Source organism: Amycolatopsis sp. GA6-003, from assembly GCF_046267895.1.
GTDB lineage: Bacteria > Actinomycetota > Actinomycetes > Mycobacteriales > Pseudonocardiaceae > Amycolatopsis.
Window position 1 is genome coordinate 8,031,596 of record NZ_CP176499.1, and the last position, 15,062, is coordinate 8,046,657.

General features: G+C 69.2%; 15 protein-coding genes. 5 read left to right on the plus strand and 10 right to left on the minus strand.

Annotated features, from left to right (window positions below):
* Positions 1 to 468: 468 nt before the first annotated feature.
* The gene (locus F9C12_RS36200) at positions 469 to 828 is read right to left on the minus strand and encodes a hypothetical protein (protein ID WP_409463445.1); all 360 of its coding nucleotides are present in this window, start codon (positions 826 to 828) and stop codon (positions 469 to 471) included.
* Complete coding sequence (locus F9C12_RS36205) at positions 821 to 2,128, minus strand: pre-toxin TG domain-containing protein (RefSeq protein ID WP_409463446.1); 1,308 nt, start codon at positions 2,126 to 2,128, stop codon at positions 821 to 823. The genes F9C12_RS36200 and F9C12_RS36205 overlap by 8 nt, the downstream gene beginning before the upstream one ends.
* A gap of 247 nt (positions 2,129 to 2,375) precedes the next feature.
* Here F9C12_RS36205 and F9C12_RS36210 point away from each other — a divergent pair, with 247 nt between their 5' ends.
* The 4 genes from F9C12_RS36210 to F9C12_RS36225 all read left to right on the plus strand — a co-directional run bounded on the left by F9C12_RS36210 (position 2,376) and on the right by F9C12_RS36225 (position 5,548).
* Positions 2,376 to 3,200, plus strand: a complete 825-nt coding sequence (locus F9C12_RS36210; protein WP_409463447.1) for a tetratricopeptide repeat protein — start codon at positions 2,376 to 2,378, stop codon at positions 3,198 to 3,200.
* Positions 3,201 to 3,326: 126 nt separating this feature from the next.
* On the plus strand, positions 3,327 to 4,154 hold the full coding sequence (locus tag F9C12_RS36215; RefSeq protein WP_409463448.1) for an LLM class flavin-dependent oxidoreductase: 828 nt from the start codon (positions 3,327 to 3,329) through the stop codon (positions 4,152 to 4,154).
* A gap of 289 nt (positions 4,155 to 4,443) precedes the next feature.
* Positions 4,444 to 4,977: a DUF4157 domain-containing protein gene (locus tag F9C12_RS36220; RefSeq protein WP_409463449.1), complete on the plus strand. Its 534-nt coding sequence runs from the start codon at positions 4,444 to 4,446 to the stop codon at positions 4,975 to 4,977.
* A 73-nt stretch (positions 4,978 to 5,050) separates the two neighbouring features.
* Positions 5,051 to 5,548 carry a MarR family transcriptional regulator gene (locus tag F9C12_RS36225; RefSeq protein ID WP_409463450.1) on the plus strand — a complete coding sequence of 166 codons (498 nt, stop codon included), beginning with the start codon at positions 5,051 to 5,053 and terminating at the stop codon, positions 5,546 to 5,548.
* 49 nt (positions 5,549 to 5,597) lie between these two features.
* On the opposite strand, the gene F9C12_RS36230 is transcribed toward F9C12_RS36225, so the two are convergent.
* The 6 genes from F9C12_RS36230 to F9C12_RS36255 form a co-directional block, all read right to left on the minus strand.
* Entirely contained in the window at positions 5,598 to 6,812 is a 1,215-nt protein-coding gene (locus F9C12_RS36230) for a PP2C family protein-serine/threonine phosphatase (protein WP_409463451.1), read from the minus strand.
* Positions 6,812 to 7,828, minus strand: coding sequence for an ATP-binding protein (locus F9C12_RS36235; protein ID WP_409463452.1), 1,017 nt, complete (start codon positions 7,826 to 7,828; stop codon positions 6,812 to 6,814). The genes F9C12_RS36230 and F9C12_RS36235 overlap by 1 nt, the downstream gene beginning before the upstream one ends.
* On the minus strand, positions 7,825 to 8,262 hold the full coding sequence (locus tag F9C12_RS36240) for an anti-sigma regulatory factor (protein ID WP_409463453.1): 438 nt from the start codon (positions 8,260 to 8,262) through the stop codon (positions 7,825 to 7,827). Before F9C12_RS36240 ends, F9C12_RS36235 begins: the two co-directional genes overlap by 4 nt.
* Positions 8,252 to 8,644: an STAS domain-containing protein gene (locus F9C12_RS36245; RefSeq protein ID WP_409463454.1), complete on the minus strand. Its 393-nt coding sequence runs from the start codon at positions 8,642 to 8,644 to the stop codon at positions 8,252 to 8,254. Before F9C12_RS36245 ends, F9C12_RS36240 begins: the two co-directional genes overlap by 11 nt.
* Positions 8,641 to 9,510 carry an STAS domain-containing protein gene (locus tag F9C12_RS36250; RefSeq protein ID WP_409463455.1) on the minus strand — a complete coding sequence of 290 codons (870 nt, stop codon included), beginning with the start codon at positions 9,508 to 9,510 and terminating at the stop codon, positions 8,641 to 8,643. The genes F9C12_RS36245 and F9C12_RS36250 overlap by 4 nt, the downstream gene beginning before the upstream one ends.
* A 94-nt stretch (positions 9,511 to 9,604) precedes the next feature.
* Positions 9,605 to 10,078 carry a MarR family winged helix-turn-helix transcriptional regulator gene (locus F9C12_RS36255; RefSeq protein WP_409463456.1) on the minus strand — a complete coding sequence of 158 codons (474 nt, stop codon included), beginning with the start codon at positions 10,076 to 10,078 and terminating at the stop codon, positions 9,605 to 9,607.
* 134 nt (positions 10,079 to 10,212) lie between these two features.
* On the opposite strand from F9C12_RS36255, the gene F9C12_RS36260 reads away from it, so the two are divergent.
* Complete coding sequence (locus F9C12_RS36260; protein WP_409463457.1) at positions 10,213 to 11,424, plus strand: PP2C family protein-serine/threonine phosphatase; 1,212 nt, start codon at positions 10,213 to 10,215, stop codon at positions 11,422 to 11,424.
* Between the two features lie 1,034 nt (positions 11,425 to 12,458).
* Here F9C12_RS36260 and F9C12_RS36265 read toward each other — a convergent pair.
* Both F9C12_RS36265 and F9C12_RS36270 read right to left on the minus strand, forming a co-directional pair.
* On the minus strand, positions 12,459 to 13,094 hold the full coding sequence (locus F9C12_RS36265) for a hypothetical protein (protein WP_409463458.1): 636 nt from the start codon (positions 13,092 to 13,094) through the stop codon (positions 12,459 to 12,461).
* 12 nt (positions 13,095 to 13,106) lie between these two features.
* Positions 13,107 to 14,393, minus strand: a complete 1,287-nt coding sequence (locus tag F9C12_RS36270; RefSeq protein ID WP_409463459.1) for a hypothetical protein — start codon at positions 14,391 to 14,393, stop codon at positions 13,107 to 13,109.
* Positions 14,394 to 15,062: the final 669 nt, after the last annotated feature.

Below are 15,062 nucleotides of genomic sequence, written 5' to 3' on the forward strand. Positions count from 1 at the left end.
GTCCGGCTGTCTGGCCGACACCGAAGGCCTGCGGTTCACGCTCGGCGCGGTGCTCGTGGTGTTCGGGGTGGTGATCCGCAGCGGCGGGGCACCCGGGCCGCGCCGCGCGCCGGAGGTCCGACGGGAAGAGGGCACGCCATGACAGTCCGGGCGGTACGCCGAACGTCGCTGGTCGACCCGATTTGGACCGCAAGCCGCGCATGGCCCAGGTGATCGACGTGTACGAGGTCCCGCGTCGCACTGGAAGCCGAGGCAGGCGGTCTGGCCGCGACCCGGCGCACCGTCGCCGACCTCGCCCTGCACGGTGCAGTCGTCGCGGCGGTGCACAATCCGGTGCCGCTTTTGACGTGTTCGATTCCATCCTCGACGCGATGCGCGCCGTGGCCGCCAGCGTCACCACGCTGGGCACCGACGAGGAAAACCCGGACGCCGCCGCGCAGGCCACACCCTGGCCCAGCTCCGCCGCGGTCAGCCTCGCGCCGGGGTCCGGGCCCGGCGGTTTCCCTCCTCGGTGTTCGACAGCCAGCACAACCCCAGCCTGGGAGACCAGCCGACCGCCTGGCAGTCGCGGACAACGCGCTCGACGGTGTCCTCCACGGACGAGGCGGCCCACGGCTCGAACCCCGTGTCACCGATCTCTCCGACGACCATCAGCCCTTCGCGAAGCAGATAGCCGAGAACGGCGGCGAAGAACCCGGCGAAGCGGTCGCTGTCTTTGGGGACGACCTGGGAGGCGTTCCAGATCAGCGAATCGACCGGGACCCAGTCGTCGAGCCCCTCGTCGAGCGTCGGGGCCGCGACCCGTTCGATTTCCTGCCGCTCATCCATCGAGATGCACCTTCAGCCGTTTGCCGTCCGCCGTGACGATGTCGATTGTTTCGCCGCTCGATTTGGAGGTCAGGCGCCATTGGATGGTAGTGCCGTCTGGAAGCGCGAACACATCGGGAATCTTGTCTCCCCGCGGCGGAAGCTTCTGCGCACCCGCGGTCCAATGGTCGAACAGGGTCCGCAATTCAGTGGCGCTCGACACGGTTTTCACGCCGCTGTTCTTGCCGAGGGGCAGTGCGTCGAAGGACTCGCGCCAGCCTTTGGAGCCGTTCTTCGCCGCGAGTTCGATCCCGCGGGAGACCTTGGCCGCCCGCTCGACGGCGAGGAGTTTCTTGAGCGCGCCGCCGCCGACCGGGATGGCGGCCATGCCGTAGAGGGCGCGTTCGAAACCGTCGAGTTCCTGCTGGGTGAACGCGTCCTTCCCGGCGATCGCCTCGACCGCGCTCTTGACGCTGCCGATCCCGGGAAGGACGTCCGTCACCGCCGAGAGGACCGCCTTGACGTCCGGGTTGAGCGAGCCCGAGCGGGTCGGGTGGCCGAACGCCTCGTCGAAATCGAAGGTGATGCCCTTCAGCGACAACCCGCCCACCGGCATCCACGGCGTGGCCGTGAATTTGTCCAGGGTGCGGTTCGCCTCGGCGAGGATCGCGTTCGCCGCGGCCAGATCGCGCCGTGCTCCGGCGAAATCGCGGTCGGCCTGTGCCATGGCGGTGCGGATCTGGGCGGCGCTCGCGTCCAGCTGGGCCGCGGCCTGGGCGATGCCGGCCGCGGTGGCTGCGAGCCCGCGGTTGTTGGCTTCCAGCGCGGCGACGTCGATGTGGATGTCCAGATCCGGGAGCGCGTTGAACTGCGCGATAGCGGTCTTGGCGATCGCGGCCAGTTCGGGCAGCGACTTCACGACGACCGACGTGGCGACGACGGTGTCGCGCAACGGCTGCAGCGCGTCCTCGCGGAACTGATCGAGTGCTTGATTCGCCCGCGACACGTCCCCGGCGTCGATCGCCTTGCCGACCTCGTCCAGGGACCGGGCGGCTTCCTCGAGCGCGCGGCCCGCGACCTCGCCGATGCCCTGGCGCAGGTGCCCGAGCACCAACGCGCCCAACTGGGTGCGGGCGACCGCCTTGCCCACCACGAGCGCCGCTTTGGCCCGGTCCGCGGCCTTGCACACCGCCAGCTCCGGATGCCGGTCGCAGAGCCCGGCCGCCTGGGCGGGGCCGGGCATCGCCACGAGCATCGCGACAATCGCGACGACGAGACCGACGACGCCTCCGCGGCATGCGGCCTTAATCCGGGAACGCACCCGTGTCCTCCTTGATTCTTGATCAGCGGAAAGGAGCGTAAGACACGTCCGCGGGCGCGAGCGGCCGCCAGGACGATTTGTGTCGGTGCGCACAAATTGGTAACGAAAACGTCGCTTCGGCGGGCGGGAATGAATGGCGCGGAAATGCGCTCGGCGCTGATTGCCGCCTCCGAAACGGGTTGTGCGGGCGGCCGAGTCCGCACACCCCGCCGTAGAGTGGGGAGCGCTGTCGACGAAGGAGCAGACGTTGGGCTCGCAGCAGAATTCGCTCACCGAACGGGCGATCGACCTTCGGTACGAAGGGCGAAGCGATGAAGCCATCGCCCTGTTGAAGCAGGCTGTCGAGCTTGACGAGCCGGAAGCTCTCCGGGAACTCGCTTACGCGTTGCTGGGCTCTCCGGATCCGGCGGCAGCGGTCCGATTGGTCAAAAAGGCGGTCAAACGAGGCAGGACGGACCTCTGGAGCCTGTTGGCTTCGCTAGCGGCTGACCTCGGCCAGGCAAAGACCGCCGACCGGGCGTATCGGGCCGCGATCGAAGCGGGAGACCTCTCCGCGCTCAACGATTACGGTGTCTTTCTTCGCGACCAGGAGCGGTATCGCGAGGCGGTCGAGGTTCTCCGGCGGGCGTGCGACCACGGCGATGTGCTGGCCCCGGGGAATCTTGTCGCGGCGTATGCCGACGACTTGTCGGACCTGCCTGCGGCGATCGAAACCGGGGAGCGATACGCGGACCCCGAACGGCCGTCGGTCTATCCAGCGCTGGCTGTCGCCTACGCACGAGCCGGTCAGCTCGACAAGGCGGACGACTTGTTCCGGCAGGGGATCGCGGCCGGCGCGAGGAAAGCGCATCAAGCGTATGCGTGGTTCCTCTGGGACGACAAGAAGGACGTCGTCGCGGCGGAACGGCAGTTCTGGCTCGCGTTCGAAGCCGACGAGCCCGGCTGGAGTCTGGGGCTGGGCGAGTTGCTGGCCGAACTCGGCCGCGTCGCGGAGGCCCGGGCCGTGCTGGAGCGAGGCGCGGAATGGGGCGATCTGGACGCACGTGCCCTGCTCCAGGAACTGGACCGCTGATCCGTAACCCTCGGCGGCCGAGGGGCGACCAGTTTGTTTGCCGGGGTGTGTCGAAACCGCCGTGGCCCGTTCGTGGAAGAGGTGAGGGTTCGGCGGTGGGCCGGGCCACGAGGAGAGGGCGTCACCATGGCTGGCACGACCGACCGCGAAACCAAGCCGCTGCGATTCGGAGTGGTTGCTCCGCTCACCTCCGACTTGCCGACCTGGCGCGATCAGCTCCGCGGCCTGGCGGACACGGGCTATTCGACGATCCTGATGCCCGACGTGCCGCAGTGGCAGCCGGCGCCGGGCCCGGCGCTCGCTGTCGCGGCGACGGTCACTGACCTGCGCGTGGGCACCTGGGTGTACGCGTCTCCCGTCCGGCCGGCGTGGAGCACCGCGTGGGAGGCGCACTCCTTGTCCGTGCTCACCGAGGGCCGCTTCGAGATGGGCATCGGGACCGGCCGGCCGGGGATCGCCGGCCAGCTGCGCGACCTCGGCCTGCCGACCCCGCCCGCGGGCCAGCGGTCGGAGCAGGTGCGGGAGGTGATCGCGGCCTTGCGGGAGCTCGACGGCCCGGACTCGCATACTCCGGTCGTGGTGGCCGCGGGCGGGCCGAAGGCGCAAGCCGTCGCCGAGGAACTCGCCGACACGGTGACCTTCGTGATGCCGCAGATCGAGTCCCGGGCTCAGACGATGCAGCGGGTACAGCAGTTCGACAATCGGCGCGGTGTCGAACTGGCGTTGCACGTTCCCGTGATCGGCGACGCCGCCGCTGCGTTCATGGCCGGCCCCGACACGGACCCGGCCGCGGTCCGGGCCGCGGACTCGGTGGCGTACCTCCCGAGCGATCCGGCGGCCGCGGCCGAGGAGATCCAGCGACGGCGGGAGGAAATGGGCTTCTCGTACTTCGTGTTCGGAGCCGGGGTGGCCGGCCCGCTGGCTCCGGTCGTGGCCGAACTCGCCGGACGGTAGACAGCTGCGCGGCAGATAGGATGATGTGGGGGTCGAGATGAGCGATCTCCCCGCTCTCCGGAATGCAATGGAATGACGCTCCTGCGGCATGCGATTGACGTCGAAGGCGACGCCATGTTCGAAGCATGGAAAAAAGCGGGCGAGTGAGCTGCTGCCCGAAACGGACCGGCGGGTTGGCGAACACTGACCGTGTTCCGCTCTGGGTATCCGGCCACACCCTCCCCGTCGACACTGGCGCTGGCGTAGTCCGGTGACACCGAGGTGACGCCCGAGCGGTGCCGTGCGGGACATGGAGCACGCCCGTCCCGCTCCCGAACTGGCCCGGGTTTCCGTGCCCGGCACCGTGCCGGAGGTGTTGCACGAACCAGGACGTCCGCTGGACCGGGCGATCCAGGCTCGCGCAGAAGCCGAACTGCACTGGGATTTCAGCCGGGTTCGGGTGCGCACCAGCGGCCGGGCCGCGAGAGCCGCGCGGGCGATCGGCGCGACCGCGTACACGCTCGGCAAATGGTTCACCGCCGCCAGGGAACTGAGTTCCCGCAGGCGCGCGAACTCGCCGTGTCGAGCCCGCGCCTGCTCGGCGAGTACGAAAAGCTCGCGAACGCCAAAGTGCCTGGCTCGGCTGGGCACGGACTTCGGGGCGCTGAGGAAAGAGGTCGGCAACGCGTCCACGCTGACTCCGGGCCAACGCCGTCGCGCGGAGGCGATCCTGGACGAGGCGCGTCCGCTGGGCAACCAGCAGTACGCGGACCTGCGCGGCCGGATCAACCAGCAGTTGCGCACAGATAGTTGCCCTTCGACAACATTTGTCCTGAGACAATGACGGCTCGGCGCGAGCCGCAGCCGCGGAGACCGCCGGTAAACTCCGCGGCAACGGCGAGACCAGGGATGCCACAGTGAACACAGCGAACCGGACCAGCGGAACCAGGGCTGCCAAACAGGCCGCGGCTGCGGTGGCGGACGCTGCTGAACTGCTTGAGATCTTCTTCGAGCGGGCGCGGGACGCGTCGCCGAGGCCGCTGTCGTTGTCGCAGGTGCGCGCGGTGGTCGCGCTGGACCGCTACGACGGGCTGAACCTGCGGACTCTGGCCGAACTGCTGGGTTCGACCCCGCCGTTGGCGAGCCGCCTGTGCGACCGGCTGGAAGCTGTCGGGTTTCTGGTGCGGTTGCCGAATGCCCGCAACCGGCGGGAACTGACGCTCCGGCTCAGCGACGCCGGACGGGCTTACTTGCAGGACCTGCGGGCCCGGCGCCGGGCGAGTCTGCACGCCGTTCTCGCCGGATTGAGCGAGGACGAGCGGGACGCCCTCGTGACCGGGTTGCGTGCGTTCGACGCGGCCGCCGCCGCCGAACTGCCCGGGGGAAACGGAACGTCGGCGGCGAAACAGGTCTGACGGCTGAAGAGGTCCGGAACTACCCTGCGCCACAGAGGCGGCAGGTCAATCAGCTTTCGCCGGCGCGGCAACCGTCCAGGCGCTCAGTCAGCCGCACCGCGAGCAAGACGGTGTCATCGGTGTGCAGGACGACGTCGTGCATGCGGGCCACGAGGGCGCTGGGGAGCGTGTCGATCGGCTGGCGGGCGTGCGCGGACGCGTGGTCGAGCAGCCGGTCGAAGCCTTCGTCGAGGTCGCGGCGGCTTTCGATGAGACCGTCGGTATACAGCAGCAGGGTGTCGCCGGGCGCGAGGGTGCGGTGGGTGAGTTCGGGACTGCCGGGGTCGGGGAATCCGACGCCGCGGCCGACGACCGGGGGATGCAGCAGCTCCGCGGCGCCTGCCGGGGTCACCTGGACCGGCGGCGGGTGGCTGCCGTTTGCCAGCGTCGTCCGGCCGGTCGCGGGGTCGATGCGGGCCAGCAGCACGGTGGCCGCCAGGCCCGGTTCGATCCGCGCCAGCGTTTCCGCCGTACGGGCGATGAGGTCGCGGAACGGATGTCCCTGCAGGGCCAGGGTCCGGACGGCGTGGGTGACGGTGAGCGCGTGCCGGGTGGAGGTGACGCCGTGTCCCACCGCGTCGACGAGCGTCACGTGCAGGCAGCCGTCGGGCAGGACGAACCAGTCGTAGAGGTCTCCGCCGGTGGGGGAGTCCGGGTCGGTCGGCGAGTAGTGGACGGCGAGTTCGAGCCCGGGCGCGTCCGGCGGCGGGGGCCGCAGCGCGTCTTCGAGTTCGCGGAAGATGAACGCGTGCGCCTTGCGCAGTTGTTCGTCGCGCTCCTCGAGTTCGACGTACATCGCCAGCACGCCGCTGTTGGTCTCCGCGAGTTCGTGCTTGAGTTCCCGTTGCTGCTGGGCGAGTCCGTCGGCGCGGGCGATCAGCGCGAGCATCTCCTCGCGGGTCGCCGCGGCGTCGTCGGCCGGAGCGGGAGCGCGGTCTTGCCCGGCCGCGAGATACCAGGTCGGGGCGGCGTCGTCGCCGGCGTCGGGCAGCAGCGGGAGAGTGTTGCGCCGGGCCTGTTCCACCGGGCCCGGCAGGCGGAGGGTGACGGCGAGCCGGCGGTCGGCCGAGGCGGTCTCGATGCCGACGTGTTCGCCGGAGCTCAGGGCCGCTTCGGCGAGCAGGGTCGCGGACAGGACCAGGCGCGCGCGATCGTCGGCGGGGACGCCCGCGGCGGCACAGGCGGCGCGCAGGAGCTGGCGGAACTGGACGAGGTCGGGGTGCATCAGGCGAGCCAATGGGGGTGCAGGGCGATCATCGCGGCGTCGTCGCGCGGATTGCGGTGGCGGTGGGCGAGTTCGGCCGCCAGCAGCAACGCGTTGGCGGTCAAGGGAAGCGCGTGGTCCGGCGGGGTGCGCCAGCCGTGGCCGACGCCGTCGGTCTGCAGCAGGACGAGGTCTCCGTCGGAGAGCAGCGTCTGGCGGACCTGAATGGCAGGCAGGCTGAACCCGACGATGCCTGGGACGCTCAGCAGCAGCCCGGGTGCGCGGGTGTGGCTGATCGTGGTGCCGCTGACGTTGCCGACTCCGCAGAAATCGAGCCGGCGCGGGGTGATCCGGGCGAGTGCGACCGCGGCGCCGCGCGTGGCCCGCAGCGCCCGGTGCATGGTCGCGAGCTGCTGCGGCAGCGGCCGGTCCGGATTCTGGCCGAAGACGTGGATCGCGAGATCGGCGGCTTCGGCGGCGTCCGGGCCGTGGCCGAGCCCGTCGACGACGACGGCGGTCCAGCCCTCGTGCGCCTCCGCGACCGCCACCGCGTCCCCGCACTGCTCTTCCCCGTCGCGGGGCAGGCAGAAGTGCCCGATCGCGGCGGCCCGGCCGGCGGGCGTGCCCGGCGCGAGGAGCCGGGCTCCGGCGACGGTCCCTCCGCCGGGCACCGAGCGGATCCGGAACACGGTGGCCATCCGGCTGACCGCGCCGAGACCGGTGCCGAGGGTGGCGGTGGTCGAGTTCCCGTCGAGCAGCCAGTGCCCGACGTCGGCCATCCCGGGCCCGTCGTCGGCGGCCAGTACGTCGACGCCGTGCCCGATCGCCGACCGCTGCACCACGACCGACCCGTTGACCGCGTGCTTGTTGAGATTGCTGGCCAGTTCCGAGGTGACCACGGCCGCGCGTTCGGTGAGCACGTCGGGCAGCCCGGCGGCCCGGCCGGTTTCGCGGGTCGCGCGGGTGGCGGCGTACACCGCGCTGGCGTGGTCGACGCGCACGTGCCGGGAGGGCGGGGGCGCCGCGACGGCGTTCACGGTTTCCAGCGCACGATCGTGACCGTGGTGCCCTTGCCCGGCTCGGTGTCGAGACGGAATTCGTCGGCCAGCCGCCGGGTGCCGCCCAGCCCGTGGCCGAGCCCGGCGCCGGTGCTGAACCCGTCGGTCATCGCCCGCGCGACGTCGGCGATGCCCGGTCCCTCGTCGCGCACCCGCAGGCGCAGCCCGATCCGGCCGGTGTCGCCGCGCACGACCTCGATCGTCAGCGTGCCGCCTCCGCCGTGGATGTAGGCGTTGCGGACCAGTTCGCTGGCCGCGGTGACGATCTTGGTCTGGTCCACGATCGAGAAGCCCGCCGCGACCGCGCTGGCGCGCACCGCGTGCCGGGCGGCGAGCAGGTCTTCCTCGGCCCGCACGAGATGCTCGCCGGGCGGGGAGTCGTGGCCGGGGCCGGCGAGTCCGTCAGGGAGCATGAGGCGCCTCTTCGGCGGCCTCGGCGGGACGGCGCCAGCCCAGCAGCTCCATCGCCTGCTCGGCGTTGAGCGCGGTCTGGACGCCGGTGAGCTGCAATCCCAGCTCGGACAAGGTGATCGCGACGGCGGGGCGCATGCCCGCGACGACCATCCGCGTGCCGAGCAGCCGCCCGGTGTCGGCCAGCTGCATCAGGACCCGCGCCACGAAGGAATCGATCAGCTCCAGCCGGGAGATGTCGATGACGACGCCGCGGATCCCCTCGTCGGCGATCCGGTCGGCGAGTTCGTCGGTGAACGCCAGCGCGGTGGCGTCGTCGAGGTCGTCGAGCAGCCCGCTGAGCAGGACGTCGCCCAGCCGCAGGATCGGCACTCCCGGGTTCACCCGCGCACCGCGCCGGCGCGGGGGCGCTCGCCCAGCAGCTGCATCGCGCTGGCCAGCGCGTCGGCGAGCGACCCGCGGGTGACGATGTGCGACAGGTCGATGCCCAGCTGCGTGATGGTCCGCGCGATCGGGGGCCGGATCCCGCTGATGACGCAGTCGGCGCCCATGAGCCGCACCGCGGACACGGTCTGCAGCAGATGCTGCGCGACCGCGGTGTCCACTGTGGGCACTCCGGTGATGTCGATGATCGCGACGCGGGCCTCGTGCGTTTGGATCGCCTCCAGGAGGCTGTTCATCACGACCTGGGTCCGAGCGCTGTCCAGCGTGCCGATCAGGGGGACCGCGAGGATGTGCCGCCACAGCCGCACGACCGGGGTCGACAGCTCGAGCATCTGGTTGTGCTGGTCGCGGATGATCTGCTCGCGTCCGGAGACGTAAACGGCGAACGACAGCACGCTCGCGCTGTCGAGCAGCTCGCTGACCAGCAGGGCAGACTGGTAAAGCGCCGCCGGATCCCCGCTGTGCCGCTCGATCGCGTCCAGGAGCGTCCGCTTCAGCGCCAGGATCGCCATCGCGGTGGCCGACGGCGCCGCGCCCGCCCGCGCCCGCCGCTGCGACAGCGACGTCAGCGCGTCGCGCACGCCCGGGTCGCGCTCCGCGATCAGGCTCGCCGGCAGCTCGGTGCCCAGTGCGGTGCGCAGCGTCTCGAGCAGTTCCGCGGCTTCGCGGCGCAGCTCGCTTTCGCCGTGCGGCGCGCCGGGGACCTCCAGCTGCTGCCGGACCCAGTCGTTCACCAGGGCGGCGTGGTCCTCGTCCAGAGTCCGCGTCAGCAGCCCCCGGACGTCGCCCTTGTCCGTGCCCGGCACCGTATCCTCCTGCCGTCGAGGGAGTGCGCTGCGAAACGCCGACCCATTGTTGTCATATAACAACAGTTGAGGGTAGCGGTGCAACACCGCGGGCTCACCGCGGCCCGTCGCCTCGTTCCCGGGCGGTGGCGATTTCCTGGTATTCCCGCAGCCCGCGCGCCAGTGCGGCGCGTCCGGCGGGCGTCATCTCCGCCAGCACCGAGCGCACGCTCTCCCGGCGGCGGGCCCGCAGCTCCCGCAGATATCCGCGGCCGCGCTCGCTCAGCCGCAGGGTCAGCTCGCGGTGGTCGCGGGCGCTCGGCAGCCGTTCGAGGAACCCGACGGCCTCGAGCCGGTCGCACAAGCGGCTGGTGAGCGGAGGCGTCGACCCGAGCAGTTCGGCCAGCGTCCGGAGATTCAGCCCGTCGTGGCGGTCGAGGGCGACGACCGCGCGCAGCTGGGCGTTCGACAGCGGCCGCGGCGGCACTTCCCGCATCCGCTCGACGACCGCTTCGAGCAGATCGGGGAGTTCGGACTCGCCAGCTGTCCCGTCGCCGGGCTGTTCGCGGGACCGATTCACGGTCTCCACTGTGGCAGCCATATGCTGAACTGGCAGAACAGCTCACGCGAATCGCCATAGACCGGCACGCCGGAGCGGAGCAGACTCGGGCAGACTGACCGCGTGCCACCTCCGGCGCCCGGCGGCGTGAGCAGGAGGCGGCGTTGGACAGATCCCTGGCGGTCGAGCGATTGCTGCGCGGCGTGCCGCCCCACGACCTGCCCGCCGCGCTGCGCTCCGCGCTGGCCGAGCATTTCGGCGCGAAAGCAGTCGAAATCTGGATGGCCGACTACGCGCTCACCGAATTGTGCCAGGTGAAAACCCTGCCCTACACGACCGATCCGATTCCGGTCGAGGGCACCACCGCCGGGACGGCGTTTGTCGCACAGGCCGCCACGTTCGACCACGACAGCGCCGGCGTGACCGGGTACCTGCCGGTGAGCGTCCGCGGCGACCGGCTGGGAATCCTGGCCGTGACCCTGCCCGAGGAACCGGAACCGCAGGTCTGGGCCGAATTCGAACGATTCGCCGAGGCGCTGGCCCACGAACTGTTCGTCGCCGACCGCGACACCGACCTCTACATCCAGGCCCGCCGCTCGTCCCGGTTGACGCTCGCGGCCGAAATGCAGTGGCAGCTCCTGCCCGGCCGAGCCTGCACCCGCGCGGAATTCGCCCTCGGCGGCCAGCTGGAACCCGCCTACGCGATCTACGGCGACTGCTTCGACTGGTCCGCCTCGGCGCAGAAACTCGCGGTCACCCTGATCAACGGCATGGGCGAAGGCAGCGAAGCGGCCCTGCTGACCAACCTCGCGGTCAACGCACTGCGCAACGCCCGCCGCGCCGGTGTCGAACTGGACGCCCAGGCCGAACTGGCCGACCAGGCGGTCTACGGCCACTACCGCGGCAACGGGCACGTGGCCGCGCTGCTGCTGGAGTTCGACCTCGCCACCGGCATGGTCGACGTCGTAGACGCCGGATCGCCGCGCTTGTGGCTGCTGCGCGACGGCAAAGCCGAACGGATCCATTTCGAGGAACAGTTGCCGCTGGGCATGTTCGAGGACACCGTCTACGCCATCCACGGTTTCCAGGCCCTCGACGGGGACCGTTTCGTATTCGTCAGCGACGGCGTCTACAACGCGGCTGGTCTCCTCGGCGAACTTTATGGAGACCGCGAACTGGCCGAGGCAGTCGTGAAAACCGCAGACCTGCCGGCGGCGCACGTGCCGGGAATGGTGCTGAGAGAACTTGCCACCCGCCGAAACAACGCGCAAGCGGAGGACGACGCGATGGTGGTGTGCCTGGATTGGTTCGGGCCTGCACCGGTGCCGGGGGAGGGGGAGGGGAGCACGATTGCGGTGGCCAAGACCGCACGCTGAGCAGTTTGTGGTTCGGTCTTGTGGCCGAGCGGGCCCGGTGCGTTTCCCGGAAGGGCACCGTCGCACATAGGGCCTAGTTGGGCTGATCATCTCGCGTGGGGTGCGGACAGTGTTTCGTGGACCGCGCGGTTCCTGCTAGCTCTGCAACCTATCGGTGCCGCGGTGCTGGTCCGGACTCAAATCGAGCGCTGGGCGTCGAATCTCGAGCACAACGTCGAAGTCAAGCAGGAGCCTGGCGGGAAGACCGCCGACTGGTTCGATCGGCTGTGGAGCACATCGCGACGCAGTTGCCCACTGGGGTCCCGACACCGGGCGGTGCTAACTGACCTCAGCGAAGTGTTGCACGGTCGGGGGCCTTTGATGCCGTTTTAGGGCACTTACCGTCGCCCACTGGGCTACGAGCGAGAGCCAGAGGTGCTCGGTGAGTGACGAGGCCAAGCATACGGGCGTACGCACGCACTATCTGCGCTGATCTTCCTTGTCACGTCGGAGTGTGCAGCGTGGGTCAACGAATTTAGCGGACCTCTGGGCGATGCCTATCGCAAAGTCGTTCGGGTGAGCGAGGAACAGGCGGCCGCTGCCATTGAGGAATTCTGAGTCGAGTGTGGGCCAACCACGGCAGCGGCATGCGGTGAGCGACACGTCATTGCGCACGACGTGCCGGGACCCCGCGGTGAAACGAGCCGCGATGCCCGCGTCGTGCCCGCCTGTCTGGTCGCCGAGCACGCGAAGTTCGGCCGCTCGGTATTGCTGCCTGGTCGAAAAGACCGATGTGCTGGCCACGGACGAAATCGCGCATTTGGACGCTGTCATGCGTCTGTACCTCGGGACCACCCCCGCTTGCGTGGGCAATCCTGTAGACCTGGGAGTTTGCCTAGCCCTAGTCGCCTGTTCGCTCGCTTCTGTCTCGATGCCTTGTTGAACGGGTTCAGGTGGGTTGGGCCAGTCGGCGAGGGCGATGTCTGGTTCGACCTGTGGACGGAGGTCCCCCTTGTAGTCGAGTGGTTTGGCCCTCCGGCAGGTGTGCCTCTTGGTCAGCTCTGTTCGGTGTCGCGGATGGTTCGTTCGGTGCGTTCGAGGGCGTCGCGAGGGTCGCGGGCAGCGAGGTCGTGGACGGCGTCGGCGAACTGCTGGTACTCGGCGTTTTCCGGATATTGACGTTCGGGGGCGTCGATCTGGTCGCGGGTGTCGGACGGCGGTGCGGGCCAGAACTGGACGAGGAATCGCTCCACACCGCGCAGGGATCCCGTCGCCGAGCCTGCCGCGATGCGATGTCTCTCGGCTTCCACGGCCTGCTGGATGCGGTCGCGGTCGCCGGTGTGGGCGCGGACTCGGTAAAGTCCTGGCCCGCCGAGATCGAATCGGGCGAGCGGGTGCTCCCGGATGGTGCGCCAGAGGCAGAGCTTGCCCGTTGAGAACCAGGTCAGCGCCTCACTGCTGGTGGTCCAGCCGGCGGCGGGCGGCGGTTCGCCGTCCCAGTACTCGAGCAGTGTTTCCGGGATGAGGAACATCCCGGAAACACTGCTCAGGCTCACCTGCTGCTCGGTGGCGCGCAACCATCCGCCCGCGCTAGGCGGCCAGATAGTGCGATCCACCGCGTCGTCTTCGATGAACAGTGTGGAGTAGTCCAGCTCGAACTCGCCGGCGAAGCGGCGCAGCAGCGTGGCCATCCGACCCTTCAATCAGCCGATGATGTTGACATAGAACGTGTCCTGCAGTTTGTACAGGATCCTGCTGGAGCGGTAGAAGTCTTGCAGATCGTTGCCTCCCCACCGGTTCTGCCACCCGTCGATGTACTTCACGGAGAAGTCCCACGGTATGCTTGCCGCGCCCTCCATCGTCGACGCGAACGGGTACTCGTCGCACTCTTGGTCCGGACCGTGCGTGGGGATCTTGACGCAGGCTTTCCTCGCCTCGGCCCGGTTCGCCCCGCTCTCGGATTCGGGGATCCGGTGCAGGCCGGGTTTGGTCGAGTCGCCGTAGAAGTACTTGCCCGGGATCAGCTTCGGGTGCGGCTCCGGCGGGAAGGTCGTGTCCGGCGCGTCCAGTGCCTGACGGATGTGCGCGGCGTACTCGGTCAGGAAGCCGGACAGCACGGGGAGCCACGGGATCACGTCAGAACTGGTGCATGCCCGGGGATCGTCACGGAAATAGAGCGCGGAGTCGCATCGCATCCCGTTGTCGGGGCTGTCGGCGCTCCACTCGTTGCCCGGTTCCGGCGTGTGCACGCCGGTGGTGATGTGCCACTTGTGGTTGGAAACCTTGTCGGGCGCGGAGCTCTTGGTCTCGTCCGAGTCGATGTTCCAGCTGGTCCACTGCCCGATGCGAACGTGGCGCTGCCAGTCTTCCAACGGAAGCGTGAGCGGGCCGTAGTTGGTGCTGCAGCCCGGATCGCCGGTGGCAGCGCAGACGGGGCCGACCGTCAGCTGCGTGGTGAGGGCGTTGCCGTAGTCGCCCCAGTTGTCGCCGGCGAATGTCGGCTGCAGCCAGAAGGTGTTCGTGCGGATTTTGTAGTTTCCGACCGCGGCTGCGATCCATTTCAAGGTTACTTCGCCGCTGAGCGTGGTGCCTCGATACGCGCGTGCTTTCAGCCCGAAACGCTGACACCAGAATAGGCGGTGAAACACGTGTCCGGTAGCGGATTCCGCACGAGGATCGTTCTTGCACAGGTTCAGAAAATACTCAGGAAGTTCCTGGGCCAGCATCGGCTTGCCGGCCGGGCGGTCTGCCAATTCGGAGACGGCCTTCTGAAACTCCGGCGTGGCCTGCTCGGGCGACGGTTCGTTGCCCTTCGCCGCCGCGGCGGCGAGAGCGCCTTCTGCTGTCGCGGGATACGCCGGTCCAGGTCCCAGCGGTTTCCCGTCGAGGCCGACGATCTCCACCCGGAGCTTCGATTCCGTCGGCGGCGCTGCGTGCGCAGCAGCCGCGTGGTTCGCGCCGAGCGCGACGGTTCCCGCGAGCGCGCTCACCGCGATGAGTGTTCGTCTGAGTCTTCGTCGGTTTGCATGCACAGAAATCACACCCCTCCAGGATCGGGCGGCAAAACGCAACCGTAGTGCGAATTTAATCTGCCCAGATCCTCTCATATGTGAATGAGCAACCCCTTTCTACCGGTGGTGAGCGATGGGCGTCAAGAACGGAGTGCGGCCCGATTAATCATGCGTGAAAGTTGCTGAGCACTATTGAGCTGCGAGCTGACAATCGGGCTATTGCACTCGGCTAAGCAGAGCAGGCGGAGCCGCCGTAATGCGGCATGGAAGGGTTGTTCTGTACGATGGCAGAGGAATGCGCAGTTGTTGTCGGTGGTCACTGTGCTTTTTCACCTTTATCCCGGGTCGCTAGACGTCGGGACGGGACAAAGCATGTCGGGAGGCGGGACGCGATGGGGCCGAGGTCGGTAGCCTCGATGCTGTTTGCGGCAAAGCAGGGCAGGTTGGGGTGATCGGCCATCTCGGCCCCGATGGTGACCCTGGCGACGGTCGCGCGGGAACGGCTCGCCAACCCGGACATGAGCTGGGAGAAGGCGGAACCACCGCCGCTTGAACAGTGCTTGGCCTCTCCGGGCGTGGTTGGCCGCGCCGAGCGCGAAACTCGCTGCGACAGCGAGGGATGAAGCGGACCTGTGCCCCGGCTCAGTG

Coding starts and splice junctions, on each gene's coding strand:
- F9C12_RS36200 (WP_409463445.1), bottom strand. CDS start 828: ATGGATGAGCGGCAGGAAATCGAACGGGTCGCGGCCCCGACGCTCGAC.
- F9C12_RS36215 (WP_409463448.1), top strand. CDS start 3,327: ATGGCTGGCACGACCGACCGCGAAACCAAGCCGCTGCGATTCGGAGTG.
- F9C12_RS36220 (WP_409463449.1), top strand. CDS start 4,444: ATGGAGCACGCCCGTCCCGCTCCCGAACTGGCCCGGGTTTCCGTGCCC.
- F9C12_RS36230 (WP_409463451.1), bottom strand. CDS start 6,812: ATGCACCCCGACCTCGTCCAGTTCCGCCAGCTCCTGCGCGCCGCCTGT.
- F9C12_RS36240 (WP_409463453.1), bottom strand. CDS start 8,262: ATGCTCCCTGACGGACTCGCCGGCCCCGGCCACGACTCCCCGCCCGGC.
- F9C12_RS36265 (WP_409463458.1), bottom strand. CDS start 13,094: ATGGCCACGCTGCTGCGCCGCTTCGCCGGCGAGTTCGAGCTGGACTAC.